The sequence below is a fragment of the Streptococcus infantis genome (genome assembly GCF_047464215.1).
GTDB classification, from domain to species: domain Bacteria; phylum Bacillota; class Bacilli; order Lactobacillales; family Streptococcaceae; genus Streptococcus; species Streptococcus infantis_P.
Map to the genome: position 1 here is coordinate 92,802 of NZ_JASHCG010000002.1, position 22,048 is coordinate 114,849.

Below are 22,048 nucleotides of genomic sequence, written 5' to 3' on the forward strand. Positions count from 1 at the left end.
CTTATTCCTTTTCTTCGATATTATTTGAAACTGTTGTTCCGATATTTTCCCCAAATACGACACGTTTGATGTTGCCTGGTTGGTTCATATTGAAGACAACCAAGTCAATGTCGTTGTCCATTGAGAGGGTTGAAGCTGTTGAGTCCATGATACGAAGTCCTTTGTTGATAACGTCACGGTGAGTCAATTCTTCAAACTTAACGGCTGTCTTGTCTTTCTTAGGATCGGCATTGTAAACACCGTCGACACCATTTTTAGCCATGAGGATGGCATCTGCTTCGATTTCAGCTGCACGAAGAGCCGCTGTTGTATCTGTTGAGAAGTATGGTGAACCAATTCCAGCACCAAAGATAACGATACGACCTTTTTCAAGGTGACGAAGGGCACGTCCACGTACGTAAGGCTCTGCCACTTGTTGCATGGCAATGGCTGTTTGAACACGTGTATCCACACCAACTTGTTGCAATGAATCTGCCATTACAAGAGCATTCATAACGGTTCCAAGCATTCCTGTATAGTCTGCTTGAACACGATCCATTCCAGCTTCTGCAGCAGGTTCTCCACGCCAGAGATTTCCTCCACCAATAACGAGGGCAATCTCAATACCTAAGTTATGTACTTCTTGAATTTCTTGAGCCATTGCTTGAACAGTTTTGATATCAATTCCGACACCACGTTCGCCAGCAAGGGCCTCACCTGATAACTTAATCAAAATACGTTTATATTTGGGTTCCACCTGACTTCGCTCCTTTATTTTATTCAAACTATTTTATCACATTTTTTGAGAATTTTATAGTCTCATGAGTTATTCTTTTGAAAATTTTAAACAGATAAAAAGTTTTCCAAATCAGCCAAAGCACGCTCTGCAATTTTTTCATAACGAGCCTTCTTATCACGAATGCGGTCGCCTTCCAATTCCTTGATAATTCCGAAATTGACGTTCATTGGTTGGAAGTGTTTACTGTCAGCATGGGTGATGTAATGAGCTAGACTTCCAATTGCTGTTGTCTCTGGAAAAATAGCCTTGCTTTCGCCATTGAAAAGACGAGCTGCGTTAATACCAGCTACTAGACCTGATGCCGCTGACTCAACATAGCCTTCCACACCCGTCATCTGACCAGCAAAGAATAGATTTGGCTGCTTCTTAGAACGATAAGTCTGCTCAAGAAGATTTGGTGAATCCATATAAGAATTACGGTGCATAACTCCATAACGGACAAACTCAGCGTTTTCAAGACCTGGAATCATTTGGAAGACACGCTTCTGCTCTCCCCATTTAAGGTGAGTTTGGAAACCAACGATGTTATAAAGACTACCTGCAGCATTGTCCTGACGAAGCTGAACGACCGCATAAGGAGTTTTAAAGTCTCCATCACGAGGTCCTGTGTAATCGTCTGGATACTCAAGTCCGACTGGCTTCATAGGTCCATAAAGCATGGTTTTAATACCACGTTTGGCCATAACTTCGATTGGCATACAGCCTTCGAAGTATTTTTCTTTTTCGAAAGAATTCAACGGAGCTTCTTCTGCATTGACCAAGGCTTCATGGAAATCCATAAACTCTTGTTTGGTCATAGGAGCATTGAGATAGGCTGCTTCTCCCTTATCATAACGAGATTTGAGATAAACCTTGTTCATATCAATGGTATTAACATCCACAATAGGCGCTGCAGCATCATAGAAATAAAAACCGTCACCGCCATTAAGAGCGTGGATTTTTTCAGCAAGAGCATCACTAGTCAAAGGACCAGTCGCAACGACTGTAATAGCATCTGTTGGTAATTCTGTAATTTCGTCACGAACGACCTCAATCAAGGGATGATTGGCAATCTTTTCAGTAACCATTTGAGAAAAACCATCGCGGTCCACCGCAAGGGCACCACCAGCAGGAACACGAGTTGCTTCAGCAGATTCCAAGATAAGAGAACCCAAGCGACGCATTTCTTCTTTGAGGAGACCGACAGCATTTGTAAGAGCATCCCCACGTAAAGAGTTTGAGCAGACCAATTCTGCAAAATTGTCAGTTTTGTGTTGCGGTGTTGACTTGACACCACGCATTTCATAAAGCTTAACTGGAATACCACGCTCTGCGATTTGGTAGGCTGCTTCAGAACCCGCCAAGCCCGCACCGATAACATTGATATAAGATTGAGACACGACACTAATACCTCTTTGGGTGAAACTTAAGTTCATTCCAGAACAAGTCATTAGACTGTTTGACACCCACAAATCTTTCTATTTTTTTCTTCTTCTAGTATAACAAAAAAAGGGAAGAAGGCAAACTTCCCTGTTTAGTCATTTTTTTGATGTAAAGAGATAGTGAGTATTCCAGTTAAGAATCAATTATATGCTACTCTATAAAATCTTTTCCACATAACGGATCGATAGGGACTTTTATTCTATCTCTTGCTATAACCGTATTATCTAAAACAGCATAACATTCAACATAGTGGTCTCCTTTAAACTGAGAATCTTCGTGATGTTTTATTTTACCTGAAAAAATAGCACCACGCTCACAATTTCTTCTAATCGCCTCAGCTCCAATATTTCTTACTTTCCAATAATATTTAACATCAGACAAAAGATTATCTGGAATATCTGATTTTATAATTTCAAAATCAAGAGATTTTCTATTTTTAATCTTAAATCTACTTTTTAAAAAGTCTGAAAGAAGTGCTTTTCGAAAACCATCTTGTGTAATTTCACACTCCAAAACAATATTATATTCGATATTAACATTAAACAATTCATCAATAAATTCTTCATTCGAAGCTCGATTTGTGGTAGAAGTGGATTGAGCGAATTTTCTACCAAATAGCTGTCTATAAACTTCAGTAAGTTTCTCTTCTGAAGCGTCTTCTATTTTCTTGAGAGCCTGCTTAGCTTTATTGATAAATTTTGCTCCATCATTATTATAAATCTTTTGATTACTACCTAAAGCATACCAATACTCTCTATTTTTATCTTGACTTGAAAAGTATTCAAAAATATCTTTCAAGAGAATATTATAATCAGAGTAATATATTTCAGAAATACCTTTATCATCAATAAAATCAGATATCAAAGCATCTATCAACAGTCCCTTAAATGAAAAGCCCATATGATTTTTCCATCGTCGTATGAGCCTTGTTAAGTTAGAAAAATGATTATTAAAATTCGAATTTAAAGATTTGCATTTTTCAATTTCAGGCTTTGGTTTAGTAGTTTTCCAAGAGCCTCCGTTACGAGAATCAGGATATTTAAAATTACCATCAGATTGTTCGAAAGCTGGAACTAACTCAATTTTTCCACCATCCGAAAAATCAATAACAACGACCTGTCCGTCTCCTTTTATTTTTGTATTTGGGTATCTTTTTAATAATTCGTTTTTTATTTCCTGTAGAAGTGCTGATTGACCATTACCCTCATAAGAATCAAATCGTCTGTACACTTCTGAGGGTAGTGAAAAAATATAATCAAAATCACTAACATTTCGAACAGCCGTCGTTCTCCCCACACTACCAACAATCAAACCATTGTCAATTTCTTCATCTTCAAGCTCATCTAAGGAATAGTATTTTCGATTAAGTCGTTTCGTAATCTCTTTTAATCTATTCTTCCATTTTTCCCATTCCTCATCCGTCATGGGGAGTTCGTCTTCGCAAAATTCTTTAAAATCATTAGATAAAGACATTACTCTTCCTCCTTAATTTCCATCAATTCTTTTGGAATAAAGTATCTATAATCCTCCTCATAATCATTATCTTTTCTCGATTTTATTAGTTTTGAAGCCTTGGATACATTTTTGGGAGAAGCATTAGAAAGTTGACTATAAGTAGCATCTCTTCGAAATTTTAATTCTTCGAAAGATTCTTGGATTTCACTGGATGGTTTTCCATTGTAAACCACCTCAGATAAAAGAATTTCAGCTAACACTCTAAGATTCCAAAGCTCATCAACAGATTTCCTCTCCAAAGCTAGTCGTTCCTCAAAGTTAAACTCCTTGGTGATGCTAAAAATTATTGTAGTGACTAATGATAAAAATGCTGTAACAAGCTTTATCCAATATTCATCAAACCAAAGTATTCCAACTAAGCCAGAAGAGACAACTCCAGAAATGATTATTGTTGCTATTCTAAACCATCGAATATAGCTTTCTAACTCGTCAATTCTAACCGCATGAATTTTGTGAGTCCAACCTACATTTACTATAAAATTTTTAAGTTCAAAGTGTAATTTTTCTTGATTTTTCGACATTAAACCTCCTCCTTACTATTTTTGCTTATCTTGGTATGTTTCCCAAACAAATGACACTACCGTTAATGCAGATCCTACAACAACTGAAGCATACCTTGGTGGCAATTCTATAAAGTTAGCTCCCTTACCATGACCATCGCCTTTATCATTTCTAAGACTGTTAATACCCTTGATAATTTGATTTAAACCACTTAGAACCAGCTTCACATCTTGATTATTTTTTGCTGAAATATTTTCATTAGAATCCAAGTTTAAAAATTTAAAGACTTTCTTTTGCAAAGTTGCAATATCATTAGAATTAGAATACTCAATTTTTTCATGGTCTAAAATATGTTTAAAACACGATTCCAACAATTCCTTAGCTTTTCCAATAGCGTCCGCTGGAGAGAGAGAAATCATTTCATTCATAATCCCCATTTGCTTATCTATATAGTCGCTATCAAAATAGTCAGATAAAGATTTAGCAGCATTATTTAAGTAGGCTATTTGTGAGACTTCATATTTCGAAAGTCTCTCTTTCAATTTGAATGCCTGAGAGTTCCTCTCTTCAGTTTTTTCGTAATATGAGTCAGGAAGGTCTTCATAATATCTAAGTAAATCTAAAGCCAATTTTAAAACCAGTTCATCTGGTTCGTTATCTACAAAAGCCTGTAAAGCTTTCCCTTTTGAACCTCCATATTTCTCTTGAATATTTACTCCTACTGAATTATAGTCACTTAGTTTATAAAATACATGTTATAATAAAGCCATGGCATATAGTACAGATTTTAAACAACGAGCATTAGATTACATCAAAGAGGGACACAGCCATGTCGAGGCATCCAAAGTTTTTGATGTTGGCGTCAGAACTCTCTTCACATGGGAAAAGAAAGACGTGAACAAGGGCACTTAGAGCGGAAAAAGAGAGTCGCCAAAAGCCGAAAGATTCCTTTGGAGGAGTTGAAGGCCTTTGTAGAGGCTCATCCAGATGCTTTTTTACGGGAAATTGCGGTACATTTTGATTGTGCTGTTCCTTCAGTATGGGCAGCTTTAAAGCAGATCAATGTCACTTTAAAAAAAGACGACTAGCTTTAAGGAACAAGATCCAGAGAAAGTCGCTGAATTTCTTGATATTTTGGATAATCTAAAAGATTTACCAGTCGTATATATTGACGAAACAGGAATCGACCGCTACCTCTATCGTTCTCATGCACGGGCTCCTAGAGGAGAGAAAGTCTATGAAAAGATTAATGGACGGCGTTTTGAGCGGACTTCAATTGTTGCAGGACAAGTAGATGGAGAGTTTATAGCTCCTATGATTTACAAGGAAAGCATGACGAGCGACTTCTTTGTTAAGTGGTTCAAAACGCAACTCCTGCCTGCTTTGAAGACACCTCATGTCATTGTCATGGACAATGCTAGTTTTCATCCCAAGAAGATTTTGGATGAACTTTGCGTCAAAGATAAACACTTCTTCTTACCTCTACCACCTTATTCACCAGATTTGAATCCCATTGAACAAGCTTGGGCAGTCTTGAAAAAGAAAGTGACAGATTTATTAAGGGAAGTCCCCAATATCTTTGAATCATTAGAGTGCTTTTTTAAAACTAAATAACTATAAAAGTAAAATTAGCAAAAGTAGAGTTAGAAAAATTTAATACATAACCGTCACTATTAAAAAATACTTTTATAAAACTCTTATCTTGAAAATTTAATTCCATATCAAGTTCCCTAGATTTAAAACATCAACTCGCTTCAAACAAAGCCAGTTGACCAAAACTTTCTTCGAGTTTCTGTTGCTTTGCAATTACATCACTATTTCGTAAATCTGACACTAACTTTTCAGCAATATACCACATCATTACTGGTGGAATAGCATTCCCCAGCATTCTATATTGAGCACCTTCTGAACCAAGCAATTCATAGTTTTCTGGAAACGACTGAATACGTGCAACCTCTCTTGGAGTATAGCGACGGTAACGTCCATTTTCTAACAAAACAGGGTCAGTGCTATTTAAGGATACTTTTGCTAAGTGAGAACTAACCGTATTACTCGGCTGTTCAATGTCTTGTGCTCGTCCTTTATTCATTTTTTTGCCAGATTTACTATTTAGCATTCCTTGCACAGCCCTCTCACTAAAATAATACTTTTCATCAATATCTTGCTGAAGAATTGTTTTTAGTGGTGTATAATCTTCTACATTCTGAATAGGCTCTTCAGTCAATTCCTTAGCCCTATTTCCTGAATAGACAAAGCCTTCTTTCTCAATCATCATCCCAAACAAAGAAGAAATCTCTGTTTGCCAGTTATTGATTGTTTTCTCTGCATTTCCTGCATATTGTTTGATAATGTCATTTAGTTGCTGACTAAATTCCTTTTTAGGCAATATTCCCAAATAAGAAATATTCGTTGCCATGTAAACAAGTACATTTTCGACATCATTTTTAAAACGAGGTCTTGGGTGATGTAGTCTAAAATAATATTTCTCTGGAACTTGATACATAGTTACTCTTCGCTATTTTTTAAATATTTCAATAAACTGTTTGCAATTTGCTGAGCCATCAATGGGGGAACAGCATTACCAACTTGTCTAAATTGCTGTGTTTTGCTACCGTAGAAGATAAAATCATCTGGAAAAGATTGCAGACGAGCAGACTCCCTCACTGTTGGGACACGATTATACTTATAGTAGAAATGATGTCTATGTCCCGTATCAATCGTAGGAGCTGGCTTCCAGCTGGCAAATCGTGTCCAAGCGACATTAAATTTTCTTGTTTCTCGTAATTCCTCTGGGAGATTTTTATAATTTCCACCGTCAGGAACAAGAGCAATTGTACTTGTCACTTTTTCTGAATGCTTGGCTGCAACGTGGTTCAAAACCACATGTGAACGTTTTCGCATTAGTTTTTGATAGTCATTTTGAGGTTCTGAAACATAAGACATTTCTATCTCGCCAAGTTCATTTTCTAATGTTGGCAAATCAGAAATTGCCATCTCTGTTGTAATGATTGTTCCCAGTGCATCAGGATATTCAAATCCATCATTCCTCGTCCCCACAAAAATAACACGCTTTCTATTTTGAGGAACCCCATAGTCAGAGGCCAGCAACACTTTAAACTGAACCTTATAACCCATTTTTGAAAATTCCTTTATGATAGTATCTTTTATTTGCCCTTTAAACAAACTAACAATCCCAATCACATTTTCAATGACAAAAGCAGTTGGCTGTATTTCTCGAACCAATCGAATATAAGACAAATAAAGTTTGTTCCTTGGATCATCAAATTTTCTAGGTCCAGAAAGCGACATCCCCTGACAAGGGGGACCACCTACAATTATGTCAACTTTTTGTTCTCCAATTATTGGTTTTATATCTTACTCATAAGATATATTCGCAATATCTCCACATAATATTTCTGAATTCTGATGATTTTTTTGAAAGGTTTCTAAGGCTTTTTCGTCATTATCAATTCCTAATAGAACATTAAATCCAGCCATCTCGAATCCATAAGATAGACCACCTGCTCCTGAAAATAAATCTACAATGTTATATTTTTTCAACTGATAAACTCCACACTATTTTCTCATATATAATTATACCATACTGCGTACTTAAAAATAATTCTAATAGAGTACATCATATATATTCAACGTGAACTGAATGAACATTGTTTTTATTTATTCACTACTCAATCAATTCTATGATTTAGACTCCGAATATTATCATCACTAATTAAGTTAAACAGAAACAGACAGAATTATTACATCCTGTCTCCCTTTATTGATTTTCTTCCCATTCGTGGTAGGCCGAGTATAGCTGGCTTTTATTCCACTGGTAAATTTTCGCAACTTCTTTAATGGCTTGATTTTTCTTCATGCCTTGCTGGATACGATCTTGAATTTCTAAGAACAAGTCATTCTCATCCTTATCCTCTACATCCTGACTAGCACCTTCTACAATGAGAAGACATTCGCCTTTAAGAGGTGTTTGAGAAATACTTTCTAATAACTCAGTAATACTTCCACGTTGGTATTCTTCAAAGATTTTGGTCAGTTCTCGAACCAAGGCGATCGAGCGGTCACCGTAGACTTCTAGCATATTTTCTAACGTATCTGATACACGGTGAGGTGATTCATAGAAAATCTGAGTCTCAGGATAAGCTTTTTTTACTTCGAAAAATTGCTTTTGCTGACCAGATTTTCGTGGTAAGAAACCATAAAAAGTGTGAGGTTGGGGTGCTAAACCACTAGCAATCAAAGCAGAAATCCCAGCACTAGCTCCTGGAACTGTGACAACAGCGATGTCTTCTTCAATAGCAGCCTTGACCAAATCATGACCAGGGTCTGAAATGCTAGGCATCCCCGCATCAGATACTTGGGCAATACTTTGCCCTGCTTTCAGAAAATCAATCAAATCAGGAATTTTTTCCTTGGCATTATGCTCGTGAAAACTGATCTGCTTGGTAGAAATGTCAAAATGCTTGAGCAAAAGTCCAGTATTACGAGTATCTTCAGCCGCAATCCAGTCTACCTCTTTCAAGGTCTGAATGGCGCGGAAAGTCATATCTTCTAGATTACCAATCGGCGTTGCGACTAGATAAAGCTTGCCATAGGGAGATTGTCCCTTAAAACTCTTTTGAATCTGCATACTTACTCCCTAAACAACAGTTCATCACAGAACATACATTCTGCATCCTGCTCTCGACGTTGGCCATAAAAATCACGGCAAACATGAAAACCGTCCTCATAAATGCGACGAACATTTTCCCTCACATGTTTAGTTTTGGATGGAGCTGTCTCCTCAACTTCTCCCAATCGTTCTCTCAGTTTATCATTTTCTAAACGAAGAGCTGTATTTTCCTCTACCAGACTCTTGAGATTTTTTTTGATGGCTTCGACGTCTGCCAAGGTTACCAACAATTGCTGTGAAAAATCATCTAAAGCATCAAATAATTCTTTTTTATTCATTACAGCCCTTTCTTTAATCTATCATTGCTTTAATTTTTTTGTAAAACTAGGTATTCCAAAGCGTTTTGAAAGCTGACATTGGCCCGCCACATTTTTCGAGCTTGAATGAGATTTTGCAAAATGTTCCGAGCTGAAACGTTGAGAATCTCCTGGCCAGCTAATACCTCTAAAATCCTGAGCACCTGATCTTGCTTTTCTTTATCATCAGCCAAACTAGTTAATTTTGCAACCTGCAAATAGGATTCTTTTTTATGGGCTAAAAGCCAAGCAAAGAGGCGCTCACTTTCATCTACTAGTGTCCAAAATCCTGCTTGATGCACAAGCTTATCAGCCTCCGTCTGTGACTGACTGAATTGGGCCAATAGCTTAGCTTTATTTTTTACTAAACCAGCCTCTTCAAGCTGAGATATTAGAGTTGTGACTTGCTTCTTAAATTGGAAAATCTGTGTCCGACTTCGAATCGTTGGCAACACTTGGTCTTCATCATTGGTCAAAAAGAAAATGTAGATTTCACTCTGTGGTTCTTCAATAACCTTCAAGAGTGAATTTGCAGCATTCACATGCATTTTTTCCGCTTGCTCAATAATAAAAACCTGACGTTGATTTTCAATACCAGACTGGGAAAATTGACTGACTAATTCCCGAATACGCTCCGTCCTAATGACTTGATTCTGAGGTTTGATCATGGTCACATCAGGAAATTCTTCCTGCTCAATCAATTTACAATTCCGACATTTTTCACAAGGAAAAATACCAGTTTTCTCACTACAAAAGAGACTTTTAGACAAGAAAAGAGCCATCTCTAAACTTCCAAAATTACCTGAAAAGAGATAGGCGTGATTAAGCTGCCCTTGCTCTAAAATATGAACAAAACGTTCAAATTGTAAAGGTTGACAAGCTCTTAATTGCTCTTGTTTCATCTCCTTAATCCCATCCTGTCAAAAAGTAGCTGCTGCGTGTTCTCAATCACTTGATCAAGTGGTAGACTAGCATCGATTTTTACAATGCGGTTTGCTTCCTTTTCCAAAAGAGATAGATAACCCTGACGGACTTTTCGGTGTAGATCCAGACCTTCCAAGTCCAAACGATTGATCTCCCGATCACTGTTGGCAGCAATACGTGCAAGCCCCTCTTCCACCTCAATATCAAAATAAAGAGTCAAATCAGGTTTCAGTCCATCTGTCGCAAACTCATTAAGCCAATCAATCGCTTCTATATCTAAGCCACGCCCAAAGCCCTGATAGGCAACTGAACTGTCAATAAAGCGGTCCATGATAATCAATTTTCCAGTTGCAAGCGCTGGTAAGACCTTTTCCACCAAGTGTTGTCGACGACTGGCGATATAGAGGAGAAGCTCCGTCTTAGGATCCATTTCAGTATGACTAGGATCTAGAATAACTTCTCGAATCTTTTCTCCAATCAAAACTCCGCCTGGTTCACGAGTGCTTAAAACTTCTATTCCCCTATTCTCTAATATAGGGATTATGGCTTCAAGAACGCTTGTTTTTCCTGCTCCCTCTGGTCCCTCAAGAGAGACTAAAAATCCTTTTGACATGTCAGACTCATTTCTATTTTTCTCTCTTCTATTCTATCAAAAAAATAGGGATTTGTGAAAAGCTTTTTTTATTTCGCTCTTTGTAGTAAAAAAAGAGGTTGAGTTTTAACGCTCACCTCTTATTTGCCTAATTCTTGAGTTCTTTTGTAGGCTTGGTTGACAGCATCCATAACTATCCCTCGAAAAGCATGCGCTTCTAGGCTCGCTACACCAGCAATAGTCGAACCACCTGGGCTACAAACTTGGTCTTTCAAGACTCCAGGATGTTGCTGACTTTCTAGGACCATTTGACCTGCACCAACTACCGTTTGAGCCGCCATTTTCAGAGCCATTTCTCGAGGCAATCCTATTTGAACCCCCGCATCGGCCATGGCCTCGATAAAAAGATAAACAAAGGCTGGTCCACAACCTGCAAGTCCTGTTGCTGCATCTATTAAACCATCACTTATTTCAACCAACTGGCCAGCCTTGGCTAAAAGTTGACAAAAAAGTTCACTGTCTTCTGGATGATAATTTGCAGACAAGGCATAGCTAATCACTCCTTGCCCAATAGCAACAGGTGTATTAGGCATGATGCGAATAATCCTATGGTGACTTGGAAGAAGACTAGCGAGTTTTTCCAAGGTCAAACCAGCTGCCATGGAAATCAAAAGAAGACTTTCTCGTTTCTCAAGGATTGACTGATATTGAGTAAGCAGTTCAGAGAATTGAGCTGGCTTTACTCCTAGAAAAATCACATCTGCTTCTGCAAAGATTTCGTCATTACTAGAAGCCAGACCACCATAATTAGCAATAAAAGCCTCCACCTTGGCTTGACTACGATTAGCAAGGAGAATCTGATGACTCGTTTTTGCCTGCAAGACAGCCTTAGCCAAACTGGAACCCATATTCCCCAAGCCGATAAATCCAATCTTCATCTCTTACTCCCTTATCTGTCCATCACCAGTAACCACATATTTGTAGCTGGTCAATTCCTTCAATCCCATTGGACCACGCGCATGTAATTTCTGAGTAGAAATCCCCATTTCACAACCAAGACCAAATTGACCACCATCTGTGAAACGAGTTGAAGCATTGACATAAACCGCTGCCGAGTCCACTTGATCTGTAAAGTAAGTTATAGCATCAGCATTTTCTGTCACAATAGCATCCGAATGATGGGTACTGTGGGCTTCAATATGGGCAACCGCTTCTTCTAAACTGCTCACGACCTTAACCGCTAGGATATAGTCTAAAAACTCGGTGTCAAAGTCTTGTGGCTCTGCTGCTATACCTGAAATAAATTGACTAGCTTTTTCATCTAAACGGAATTGAAGCGGTTCAAGACCAGCTTCCTTTCGATCGGCAACCAAAACTTGCTCCAAGCGAGGAAGGAAGCTTGCCGCCTTGTCTTGATGAACAAGCAGCACTTCCATGGCATTGCAGACTGAAGGACGACTAGTTTTAGCGTTGTTTATGATCGATAGAGCCTTATCGTCGTCTGCGTCCTTATCGACATAAACATGAACAATCCCTGTCCCTGTCTCGATAACGGGTACAATAGCATTCTCAACCACTGCATTGATTAAGCCAGCCCCTCCACGAGGAATGAGAAGGTCTAGATAGCCCTTGGCCTTCATCATAGCATAGCTACTTTCACGGCTAGTATCTTCCACCAGTTGGATCACATCAGGATGAATGGTCGTTGTCTCCAAGCCCTTCTTCAAGGCTTTAACAATAGCATGGGCAGTTTGATAGGCATCCTTCCCACTACGAAGAACAACCGCATTTCCACTCTTGAGAGCCAAAGCAGCCGCATCAGATGTCACATTTGGACGGCTTTCATAGATAATGCCAATAACCCCCATAGCCACCCGTTTCTTGGTAATAACCAAGCCATTTTCAAGCTGACTCGTTTCTAAAACTTCACCGATTGGATCTGGTAAAGCAACCACTTCACGAATCCCTCTTGCCATTGCTTCAATACGTCCTGCATCCAAATAAAGACGATCCAACATAACATCTGAGATTTTTCCCTTGGCCGCTTCCATATCGAGGGCATTGGCCGCTAAAATCTCCTCAGTAGCAGCCACTAAGTGATCAGCCATGGCTAGCAAGGCTTGATTTTTCACATCTTCACTAGCTGTGTTGATTGATTTTTTAACAGCCTGTACCTGTTCAAATTGTTCTTGTGTACTTACCATAGTTTACCTCTAAAATTCTGTAAAGAGTAGTTGGATTTCAGGAGTAATGGAAATCCAGTCATCACGGTGAATCAGGACTCCCTTGGCTTTTTGAGAACGAAGGACATCTTTCAGCCCCGATGCACCTAGTTGCACTCTACCTTTTCCAAGTGATTTTCCAGTTTCCTTATCAAAAACAGTAACAATATCGCCATAAGAAAAGTTGCTCTCAACATCTACAACCCCTGATAAAAGGAGACTCTTTCCATGTTGAGAGAGGGCTTCTGCCGCCCCTTTATCAACCCAAATTGCTCCCTGACTTTTGGCATAAAAGGCCAGCCACTGCTTCTGGGTACGAAGTCCCTTTTCCTGTGCAACAAAGTAAGAACCATCCAAAGTCTTCTCTGCCGCCTCTATCATAGCATCAGCTTTCAAGGATGAACAAATATAAACCGGTACTCCTGACTCTGTCGCAATGGTCGCTGCCTTTATCTTAGTCAGCATTCCACCAGTTCCATTAGATGATCCTGATCCACCAGCCATATCAATAATTTCACGATTGATGGTCTCAATTCTCTCCAGACGTTTAGCTCTTGGATCCGAGTTAGGATTACCAGTATAAAGACCGTCTACATCTGTTAAGAGGACCAAAAGATCTGCCTGCACCATTGCTGCAACCTGGGCACTAAGTGTATCATTATCTCCGACCTTGAGCTCATCAATAACGACACTGTCATTTTCATTGATAATAGGAATCGCACCACGATTAAGCAGGACTGACAAAGCTTGATGGGCATTTTTATAACGTCGCTTATCGACAAAATCATCCTGAGTTAGCAAGATTTGCGCTGAAACAATCTGTCTTAAGAGCAAATTGGTTGTATATTCTTCCAGAAGCAATCCTTGACCAACCGCTGCTGAAGCTTGCTTATCCGCAATCTTGGTCGGTCGTTTTTTAAATCCTAAGGCTCCAAAACCTGCTGCAACAGCCCCAGAAGATACCAAAATCAGCTCATGACCTGCTTCATGCAGCATTGCAAGCTGTTGTGTGATAGCTTTTACTTTACTGCGAGATAAACTTCCATCTTTATGTGTCAAGGATGAAGTTCCAACTTTAAATACGATACGCTTGTACTTCATATTTTTCTCCAAATTTAATATTTAACCATTTTACCATGATTTTATGAAATTGTAAAAAAGTAACTCTCTCACTTTTGATCACAAAAAAAGAACCTTGCATAGCAAGATTCTTTTAGTGTCTGACTTAAATAATTGTTCTTCTGGGAACTAAATCGAATTAAGCTTCGATTTCTGTAACCATACCTGAACCAACAGTACGTCCACCCTCACGGATAGAGAATGTAGTACCTTGTTCTACGGCGATTGGGTGGATCAACTCAACGTCGATTGTCACGTTATCACCAGGCATTACCATTTCAGTACCTGCTGGAAGTTCGATTGAACCTGTAACGTCAGTAGTACGGAAGTAGAATTGTGGACGGTAGTTGTTGAAGAATGGAGTGTGACGTCCACCTTCTTCTTTAGTAAGGATGTAAACTTCACCTTTGAATTTAGTGTGTGGGTTGATTGAACCTGGTTTAGCGATAACTTGTCCACGTTCGATTTCGTCACGTTGAACACCACGAAGAAGGACACCTACGTTGTCTCCTGCAAGACCTTCGTCAAGTTGTTTACGGAACATTTCAACACCAGTAACAACTGCTTTTTTAGTTTCTTCTTTGATACCAACGATTTCGATTTCGTCGTTGACACGAACAGTACCACGGTCGATACGTCCTGAAGCAACTGTACCACGTCCAGTGATTGAGAATACGTCTTCGACTGGAAGAAGCAATGGTTTGTCAGTGTCACGTTCTGGTTCTGGAATGTACTCATCAACAGTGTTCATCAATTCCATGATGATGTCTTCGTATTTAGAGTCACCTTCAAGAGCTTTAAGAGCTGAACCTTGGATAACTGGAAGATCGTCACCTGGGAAGTCGTATTCTGAAAGAAGGTCACGGATTTCCATTTCAACCAATTCAAGCAATTCTTCGTCGTCAACCAAGTCGATCTTGTTCATGAAGACGATAAGGTGTTTAACACCAACCTGACGTGAAAGAAGGATGTGCTCACGAGTTTGTGGCATTGGTCCATCAGTTGAAGCTACTACAAGGATAGCTCCGTCCATTTGAGCGGCACCAGTGATCATGTTTTTAACGTAGTCCGCGTGTCCTGGAGCGTCGATGTGAGCGTAGTGACGTTTTTCAGTTTCGTACTCAACGTGCGCAGTGTTGATTGTGATACCGCGTTCGCGTTCTTCTGGAGCAGCATCGATAGACGCATAGTCTTTAGGTTGGTTAACTGCTGAAGGCAAGCGACGTGCCAAAACAGTTGTGATAGCTGCAGTTAGGGTAGTTTTACCGTGGTCAACGTGTCCGATAGTACCAATGTTAACGTGTGGTTTACTACGATCGTATTTTTCTTTTGCCATTTGAGTAAAAGCCTCCAATAAAATATATTTTATAGATAGACAGTAGGCAATACAGTCTAACTTTCCTTACTATTTTATCAAATTTCAGCTAAATTGCAAGTGTTTTACAAAGTTTTTGTGAATTATTCTTATTCTCGCTCTACTTCCTCTACCAATTTATTTAAAATATCTATAAATAGGCTTATTTTAGTAAAAGGCGATAGACCATAATTCGATAACCCAAGTCTGAATTTCCTATTTTCAGCCCCGATTTTCAGCCCCGAAAGACTTCAATCATTCAGTTGTTTGTAAAAATTATGTATAGAAAAATTAAAGTTTTATCATAAGAGAAATCAATAAAAAGTTTGATCAACTACAGCGCCCAAGATACATTGATCAAAAAAAGGTCGGGATTTTTTATCCCGACATCTTTATTCTGATAGATGTTTCTCAACTTCTTGTGCTTCCTTATGATTTTCATACAGTCGCGCTAAGAATTTAGCAATCTCTTTTAAAATGGAATAGGTTGGAACAGCAACAATCATCCCAATCACACCATAAATATTACTTGATAATAAAAGCAAGACTAAAATAGTAATCGGGTGAACCTTCATAACTCCACCCACGATACGTGGATATAAAATATTTCCATCAACTTGCTGAATAATCAACATATAAATGACAGCAATAATCATTTTATGAGGATCGGTGAAGAGATTTGAGATAATCATTGGAATCAAGCCAATACTTGGTCCTACATAGGGGATCAGATTAGCCAATCCAGAAAAAATGGCGAAGACCAAGGCATATCTTAGACCAATCACACTATAACCGATAAAAGCTAAACATCCAATAATAACTGCATCTATAGACACTCCACTAATGTAACGAGAAATAGTTGTATTTAGGTTTGTCAATAAACCAGATATGTTCAATTTATCTCGTTTTAATACAGTTCTTTCTAGCATGGGTAAAAATTTATGCCCATCAAGTAAGAAGTAAATCAAGAAAACTGGTGTCATGATGATAATCAATACAGTACTTACGAGTGCAGATAGAACACTTCCAACACTATTTGTCACACTGTTCAAGATATTTTGCAAAATATCAACATATGAGAGATTCAGTTGCTGAATAGTTTGTTGAATATCTAGATTTTGCAGGGCTGGATGTTTTGATAACTCAATGACTAAATCTTGAAGACGGCCATAAATGTTTTGACTCGAGTAGATTAGGCTACTCAACTGATTAATCAAAATCGGTAGCAGATAGACAAAACTAAGTACGATTGCACAAATTAAGGCACAAAGGGTTAACAAAATCCCAATGATGCGATTGATTTTGCATTCCTTCTCTAAAAAGATAACAATTGGGTTAGTTAGATAATACAAAAATCCTCCCAATAAAAAAGGAATCATAATTGTATTCAGCACACTTACAAAGGGTGTGATAATAGCACCCATTTCTCTCCAGAGATAAAAAATTAGGGTTATTAATAGGATTTCAGTTGTCCAGAAGAACAATTTGTTTCTTCGAAACATAAGACACCTCCTCTTTTCCCTATTTTACCATATTTCAAAAAAGATTGATAACCTTCATCAAAAAATCAAGAATATTTTTTGTCTTTGTGATAGAATAAAGTTACTATGAAGAAATTATTTTTAACCTTAATCACATTATTTTTATTCGGTTCGGCTACAACTGTTTCGGCCCAGGATTTTGATGTAGCTGCAAAACATGCTATTGCTGTTGAGGCTAACAGTGGCAAGATTTTATATGAAAAAGATGCTACTCAACCTGTTGAAATAGCTTCTATCAGTAAAATCCTCACTGTTTATCTAGTCTATGAAGCCTTGGAACAAGGGAAAATCACCCTTTCTACTCCTGTAGAAATCTCAGATTATCCCTACCAGCTCACTACCAATTCTGAAGCGAGTAACGTTCCCATGGAAGCTCGTAACTACACAGTAGAGGAATTACTAGAAGCGACTTTGGTATCTAGCGCTAACAGTGCAGCTATCGCTTTAGCTGAAAAAATTGCCGGTTCTGAGAAGGACTTTGTAGATATGATGAAGGTCAAACTACAAGAATGGGGAATCCAAGATGCTACACTCGTCAACACAACCGGCCTCAACAATGAAACTCTCGGCGCTAATATCTATCCTGGTTCTAAGAAAGATGATGAAAACAAATTAAGTGCCTATGATGTAGCTATCGTAGCTCGTAATCTGATTCTCAAGTATCCTCAGGTCTTAGAAATCACTAAGAAGCCTTCTTCTACTTTCGCTGGCATGACCATTAATTCTACTAACTATATGTTGGAGGGAATGCCTGGCTACCGTGGTGGTGTTGATGGACTTAAGACTGGTACGACTGATAAGGCTGGAGCATCCTTTGTAGGTACTACAGTCGAAAAAGGAATGCGCATCATTACTGTTGTTTTAAACGCTAACAACCAAGATACCAATCCATATGCACGCTTTACAGCTACTTCTTCTCTTTTAGATTATATTTCTTCAAACTTTGCTCTCCAGACAATCGTCAAGCAGGGTGAAAGTTATGTGGATAGTAAAAGTCCTGTCTTAGATGGTAAAGATGATAGTGTTACAGCGGTCGCAAAAGAAGATATCAAAATCGTACAACGTCTTGGTAGTCGTACACAATCAACTATTACTTACACAGCGGACACGACTGAACACACTGCTCCACTAGAGGCAGGAACTGTCGTTGGACATTTGACTTATGAAGACAAGGATCTAGTTGGTCAAGGATACATTACAACTGACAAACCTAGTTTTGAGATGGTCGCAGAAAAAAATGTCGAAAAAGCCTTCTTCTTAAAAGTTTGGTGGAATCGCTTCGTTCGATTTATTAACGAAAAATTATAAAAAAATCGCGAATGTCGCGATTTTTTCTTTATTATGCGACTATTAGTCCGTCTCGCTCCGTTAGGTGCGAGACAAAAAAACCACCCGCTATGCGGGTGCGCGTCGAAGGTTATACCCCAAAAACTCCAAACGCGATACAATAAAGGTGTTCAAGCCAATTGTAAAGCGAAAGGAGAAAAATATGGCACAAAAGGCACATAGTTTATCACACACAAAGTGGATGTGTTCTATCAGATTGTGTTCACCCCTAAGTATAGACGAAAAATCATTTATAATCAATATCGAAGTAGTTTGGGAGAAATATTCCACCGATTATGTAGTTATAAAGGTGTTGAGATTATCGAAGGACATTTAATGCCTGATCATGTACATATGTTAGTAAGTATTCCACCAAGGATAAGTGTTTCAAGTTTCATGGGTTATTTAAAAGGCAAAAGTGCACTCATGATGTATGACAAACACGCTAATCTCAAGTACAAGTTTGGGAATCGTCATTTTTGGGCGGAAGGTTATTATGTGAGTACGGTTGGACTCAATGAAGCCACAATTAAGAAATATATTCAAGATTAAAGAAATTATCCAGTGGATGATTTCTTCACGAGTATGAAAATTTGAGAACGAGTAAAGCATGATATAGCACTAGATAAATTGAGTGTAAAAGAATATGAGGATCCCTTTAGAGATAGTGGTAAGTAATACCAAGGCCTCTTTAAGAGGCGAGTGACGAGCCAGCTTGAACAAGGTGAAAGCCAGCGTTTTTAGGCGCTGGCTGGTAATTTGGGCTTATAGTCCTGGTTCAAAACACCTGTTAGACGGGTGGTTATGATTCATTTTTAGCTAGAGTTGAATGTTTATAGCCATAAGTAAAGTAGATAAGAATTCCAATTAACAAGGCAATTCCAAATGCCATCCATGTTTCAAGGGCATATTGAAGCATGAATGAAAGGCAGATTAGAATAGACAAGATTGGTAAAAAAGGAACCAGAGGAGTTTTGAACTCGCCCTCTTTGGGCATCCCCTTGTCTTTTCTCAATTTGATGATCCCATAGGCTAGGAGAATGAGATAGGCTAAGGTGCAGATATTGAGAAAGGCTGCGATACTTGCCAGTGGGAAAATTCCCGCTGCAATCGCTGAAACAACACCTGTTAAAATGGTTGCATTCTTAGGGACGCGACTAGTCTTGGTCACTTCTTTAAAGCTTTGAGGTAATAGTCCATCACGTGCCAAACTATAAATCATTCGAGACAAGGCGTAAGTCATGGAAATACATACCGTAATCAAAGTAAAAATTGCAACGAGTGAAACATAATTAGCTGCCCAACCAATACCGATACTTCTCAGAGAAAAAGCTACTGCATCATCAACATTGAGCTTGCTATAATGAACGATACCTGTCAATATCAAGGTAACCAAAGCATACAGAATGGTTACAATGGTTAAGGATAAAACAATCCCACGTGGAATATTCTTTTGTGGACTTTGAATTTCATCAACTGCCATAGAAATGGACTCAAAACCTAAGAATCCAAAGAACATGAGTGAAGCACCTGCCATAATTCCAGTGCTTCCACCGTAAATTTGACCAAAACCAAATGGTGCAAAATCTGACCAATTTTCAGGTTTAATGTACCAAATTCCAACTAGGATAAATAAGGCAAGAGCAGAAAATTTTAAAACGACAAGAATGGAATTAAATCGAAGCGCAGCCTTCGAATTTAAAAGTACAACACCTGTAACAAGTAGAATTACTAAAATTGGTAAAAAATCGATATAAGTACCATGTTCAGGATTAAAAGTTCCATTCAAGACTTGTGGCAAGGAAATTCCATAATGGCTAAGTAACCCCTTAAAATAGGCCGCCCAACCTGAAGCGACACCAGAAACAGCTGTCATAAATTCCATGATAGTCAGCCAACCTGCAATCCAGGCTGGAAATTCTCCCAAAATTGCATATAAATAACTATATGCTCCACCCGTTGCAGGAACACGAGAAGCAAATTCTGCAAAAAAGAGAGCAGATAAGGACACACAGATAGCAGAAATTACAATCGATACCACAAGGGCAGGTCCTGCTAATGTTGCTGCAGCAGTTCCTGTAATCGTAAAAATACCTGTTCCCACCATGGCACCAATTCCCAAGAGAATTAAGTCCCATAGTTTTAAATGGCGATGCATTTCTGTTTTACCTAGACTAACGTCTTTGGTTCTAAAAATATTCATCATTCATCTCCCACTTTATGTGATTGTATTATTTTACCATATAAAAGACTTTTTGTGAATATTTATTAGCATCTTTCATCAAAAAAAACTGAACAAATGTAATACTTGCTCAGTTTCTGTTCATAAAGTTTATCCGACTGATCCTTCCATTTCGTAGCTAATCAAGCGGTTGAGCTCAACTGCATATTCCATTGGAAGTTCTTTGGTGAAGGGTTCGACAAATCCCATGACAATCATTTCAGTTGCTTCAGATTCTGACAGACCACGACTCATGAGGTAGTACAGTTGTTCTTCTGAAATCTTAGAAACCTTAGCTTCGTGCTCCAATGCAACTTGCGAGTTGTGAATTTCATTAAACGGAATGGTATCTGATGCTGACAAGTCATCCATGATAATGGTATCACACTCGATGTGAGAAACAGATTTCTTAGAGTTCTTGTTAAAGGTTACTTGTCCACGATAGTCAACCTTCCCTCCGCCTTTGGCGATGGATTTAGACACGATTGATGAACTTGTATGTGGTGCATTGTGGATCATCTTGGCACCCGTATCTTGGTGTTGCCCTGCATTAGCAAAAGCAATAGAAAGCATGGTACCACGCGCTCCTTCTCCATCAAGATATACAGATGGATATTTCATAGTCGTTTTGGCACCCAAGTTCCCATCAATCCACTCAACAGTCGCATCTTTCAAGGCTTTTGCACGTTTTGTTACCAAGTTATAGACGTTATCAGACCAGTTTTGGATGGTTGTATAACGCATGTAAGCTCCATCCAAAGCAAAGATTTCTACAATAGCTGCGTGCAAGCTATTGCTTGAATAAGTTGGCGCTGTACATCCTTCTACGTAGTGGACACTTGCACCCTCATCAACGATAATCAAGGTACGTTCAAACTGACCTGTATTTTCGTTGTTGATACGGAAGTAAGTTTGAAGTGGGATATCTACCTTGACCCCTTTTGGTACGTAAATAAAGGTTCCACCCGACCATACTGCTGAGTTGAGGGCTGCCAACTTGTTATCTGTCGGCGGTACCAACTTGGCAAAGTATTGTTTAAACAAGTCTGGGTATTCCTTGAGGGCAGAATCTGTATCTGTAAAGATAATCCCCAATTTCTGGAACTCTTCCTTCATGTTGTGGTAAACCACTTCTGACTCGTACTGGGCAGAGGCCCCTGCTAGATAGGCACGTTCAGCTTCTGGAATACCGATACGTTCAAAGGTTTCTTTGATTTTTTCAGGAACGTCATCCCAAGAACGAGCTGGTTTGTCAGATGGTTTTTGATAGTAAATCAAGTCATCAAAGTCAATCTCTGACAAGTCCGCTCCCCAAGTTTGCATAGGCATTTTTTTGAAGGTTTCATAAGACTTCAAACGGAATTCTAACATCCACTCAGGTTCTCCCTTAGCAGCTGATAATTCGCGAATGACATCTTCGTTCAATCCTTTTCCTGTCGATAGGACAGGCTCTACATCATCATGAAAACCAAATTTATATTCACCAAGGTCAATTGGTTTTGGTTCTACTCTTTCTTCAGCCATAATATCCTTTCTTTCATTCTTCA

The 22,048-nt window shown here is 38.7% G+C and carries 18 protein-coding genes and 3 pseudogenes; 3 read left to right on the forward strand and 18 right to left on the reverse strand.

From position 1 onward, the window contains the following. Position 1: 1 nt before the first annotated feature. The 5 genes from pyrH to QM469_RS01645 form a co-directional block, all read right to left on the reverse strand. Entirely contained in the window at positions 2 to 736 is a 735-nt protein-coding gene (gene pyrH / locus QM469_RS01625; protein ID WP_000433488.1) for a UMP kinase, read from the reverse strand. Between the two features lie 86 nt (positions 737 to 822). Beyond that, a complete protein-coding gene (gene trmFO, locus QM469_RS01630; RefSeq protein ID WP_414275934.1) occupies positions 823 to 2,157 on the reverse strand; it encodes a methylenetetrahydrofolate--tRNA-(uracil(54)-C(5))-methyltransferase (FADH(2)-oxidizing) TrmFO in 1,335 nt (444 codons plus the stop codon). Between the two features lie 193 nt (positions 2,158 to 2,350). Beyond that, positions 2,351 to 3,673 carry an SMODS domain-containing nucleotidyltransferase gene (locus tag QM469_RS01635; protein ID WP_414275935.1) on the reverse strand — a complete coding sequence of 441 codons (1,323 nt, stop codon included), beginning with the start codon at positions 3,671 to 3,673 and terminating at the stop codon, positions 2,351 to 2,353. After that, positions 3,673 to 4,236: an SLATT domain-containing protein gene (locus tag QM469_RS01640; RefSeq protein ID WP_414275936.1), complete on the reverse strand. Its 564-nt coding sequence runs from the start codon at positions 4,234 to 4,236 to the stop codon at positions 3,673 to 3,675. The genes QM469_RS01635 and QM469_RS01640 overlap by 1 nt, the downstream gene beginning before the upstream one ends. 15 nt (positions 4,237 to 4,251) lie before the next feature. Further along, positions 4,252 to 4,845, reverse strand: a complete 594-nt coding sequence (locus QM469_RS01645) for an abortive infection family protein (protein ID WP_414275937.1) — start codon at positions 4,843 to 4,845, stop codon at positions 4,252 to 4,254. 139 nt (positions 4,846 to 4,984) lie between these two features. Here QM469_RS01645 and QM469_RS01650 point away from each other — a divergent pair. Beyond that, a pseudogene (locus QM469_RS01650) lies at positions 4,985 to 5,830 on the forward strand (IS630 family transposase). Positions 5,831 to 5,960: 130 nt separating this feature from the next. On the opposite strand, the gene QM469_RS01655 reads toward QM469_RS01650, so the two are convergent. The 11 genes and pseudogenes from QM469_RS01655 to QM469_RS01705 all read right to left on the reverse strand — a co-directional run bounded on the left by QM469_RS01655 (position 5,961) and on the right by QM469_RS01705 (position 16,915). After that, on the reverse strand, positions 5,961 to 6,719 hold the full coding sequence (locus QM469_RS01655) for a DNA cytosine methyltransferase (protein WP_414275938.1): 759 nt from the start codon (positions 6,717 to 6,719) through the stop codon (positions 5,961 to 5,963). A 2-nt stretch (positions 6,720 to 6,721) separates the two neighbouring features. After that, a pseudogene (locus QM469_RS01660) lies at positions 6,722 to 7,777 on the reverse strand (DNA cytosine methyltransferase). Positions 7,778 to 7,994: 217 nt separating this feature from the next. Then, positions 7,995 to 8,864: a 16S rRNA (cytidine(1402)-2'-O)-methyltransferase gene (gene rsmI, locus QM469_RS01665; RefSeq protein WP_414275939.1), complete on the reverse strand. Its 870-nt coding sequence runs from the start codon at positions 8,862 to 8,864 to the stop codon at positions 7,995 to 7,997. A 2-nt stretch (positions 8,865 to 8,866) separates the two neighbouring features. Then, complete coding sequence (gene yabA, locus QM469_RS01670; RefSeq protein ID WP_248034887.1) at positions 8,867 to 9,184, reverse strand: DNA replication initiation control protein YabA; 318 nt, start codon at positions 9,182 to 9,184, stop codon at positions 8,867 to 8,869. A gap of 29 nt (positions 9,185 to 9,213) precedes the next feature. Then, positions 9,214 to 10,104: a DNA polymerase III subunit delta' gene (locus tag QM469_RS01675; protein WP_248034889.1), complete on the reverse strand. Its 891-nt coding sequence runs from the start codon at positions 10,102 to 10,104 to the stop codon at positions 9,214 to 9,216. Further along, positions 10,101 to 10,739 (reverse strand): dTMP kinase, encoded by a 639-nt coding sequence (gene tmk, locus QM469_RS01680; RefSeq protein WP_248034892.1) that lies wholly within the window; start codon positions 10,737 to 10,739, stop codon positions 10,101 to 10,103. Before tmk ends, QM469_RS01675 begins: the two co-directional genes overlap by 4 nt. 119 nt (positions 10,740 to 10,858) lie before the next feature. Beyond that, a complete protein-coding gene (proC, locus tag QM469_RS01685) occupies positions 10,859 to 11,656 on the reverse strand; it encodes a pyrroline-5-carboxylate reductase (RefSeq protein WP_414275940.1) in 798 nt (265 codons plus the stop codon). Between the two features lie 3 nt (positions 11,657 to 11,659). Then, on the reverse strand, positions 11,660 to 12,922 hold the full coding sequence (locus QM469_RS01690) for a glutamate-5-semialdehyde dehydrogenase (protein ID WP_281335439.1): 1,263 nt from the start codon (positions 12,920 to 12,922) through the stop codon (positions 11,660 to 11,662). A 9-nt stretch (positions 12,923 to 12,931) separates the two neighbouring features. Beyond that, on the reverse strand, positions 12,932 to 14,041 hold the full coding sequence (gene proB / locus QM469_RS01695) for a glutamate 5-kinase (protein WP_075231254.1): 1,110 nt from the start codon (positions 14,039 to 14,041) through the stop codon (positions 12,932 to 12,934). 157 nt (positions 14,042 to 14,198) lie between these two features. Continuing rightward, positions 14,199 to 15,395, reverse strand: a complete 1,197-nt coding sequence (gene tuf / locus QM469_RS01700; RefSeq protein WP_001040718.1) for an elongation factor Tu — start codon at positions 15,393 to 15,395, stop codon at positions 14,199 to 14,201. 410 nt (positions 15,396 to 15,805) lie between these two features. Then, positions 15,806 to 16,915, reverse strand: coding sequence for an AI-2E family transporter (locus QM469_RS01705; RefSeq protein ID WP_371560847.1), 1,110 nt, complete (start codon positions 16,913 to 16,915; stop codon positions 15,806 to 15,808). A gap of 105 nt (positions 16,916 to 17,020) precedes the next feature. On the opposite strand from QM469_RS01705, the gene pbp3 reads away from it, so the two are divergent. Next, positions 17,021 to 18,262: a D-alanyl-D-alanine carboxypeptidase PBP3 gene (gene pbp3, locus QM469_RS01710; RefSeq protein WP_414275941.1), complete on the forward strand. Its 1,242-nt coding sequence runs from the start codon at positions 17,021 to 17,023 to the stop codon at positions 18,260 to 18,262. Between the two features lie 181 nt (positions 18,263 to 18,443). Next, positions 18,444 to 18,958: pseudogene (gene tnpA / locus QM469_RS01715) on the forward strand (IS200/IS605 family transposase). 124 nt (positions 18,959 to 19,082) lie between these two features. On the opposite strand, the gene QM469_RS01720 reads toward tnpA, so the two are convergent. Together QM469_RS01720 and sufB are read right to left on the reverse strand one after the other, a co-directional pair. Further along, complete coding sequence (locus QM469_RS01720) at positions 19,083 to 20,483, reverse strand: APC family permease (protein WP_414275942.1); 1,401 nt, start codon at positions 20,481 to 20,483, stop codon at positions 19,083 to 19,085. 129 nt (positions 20,484 to 20,612) lie between these two features. Then, on the reverse strand, positions 20,613 to 22,025 hold the full coding sequence (gene sufB, locus QM469_RS01725; protein WP_000797048.1) for a Fe-S cluster assembly protein SufB: 1,413 nt from the start codon (positions 22,023 to 22,025) through the stop codon (positions 20,613 to 20,615). Positions 22,026 to 22,048: the final 23 nt, after the last annotated feature.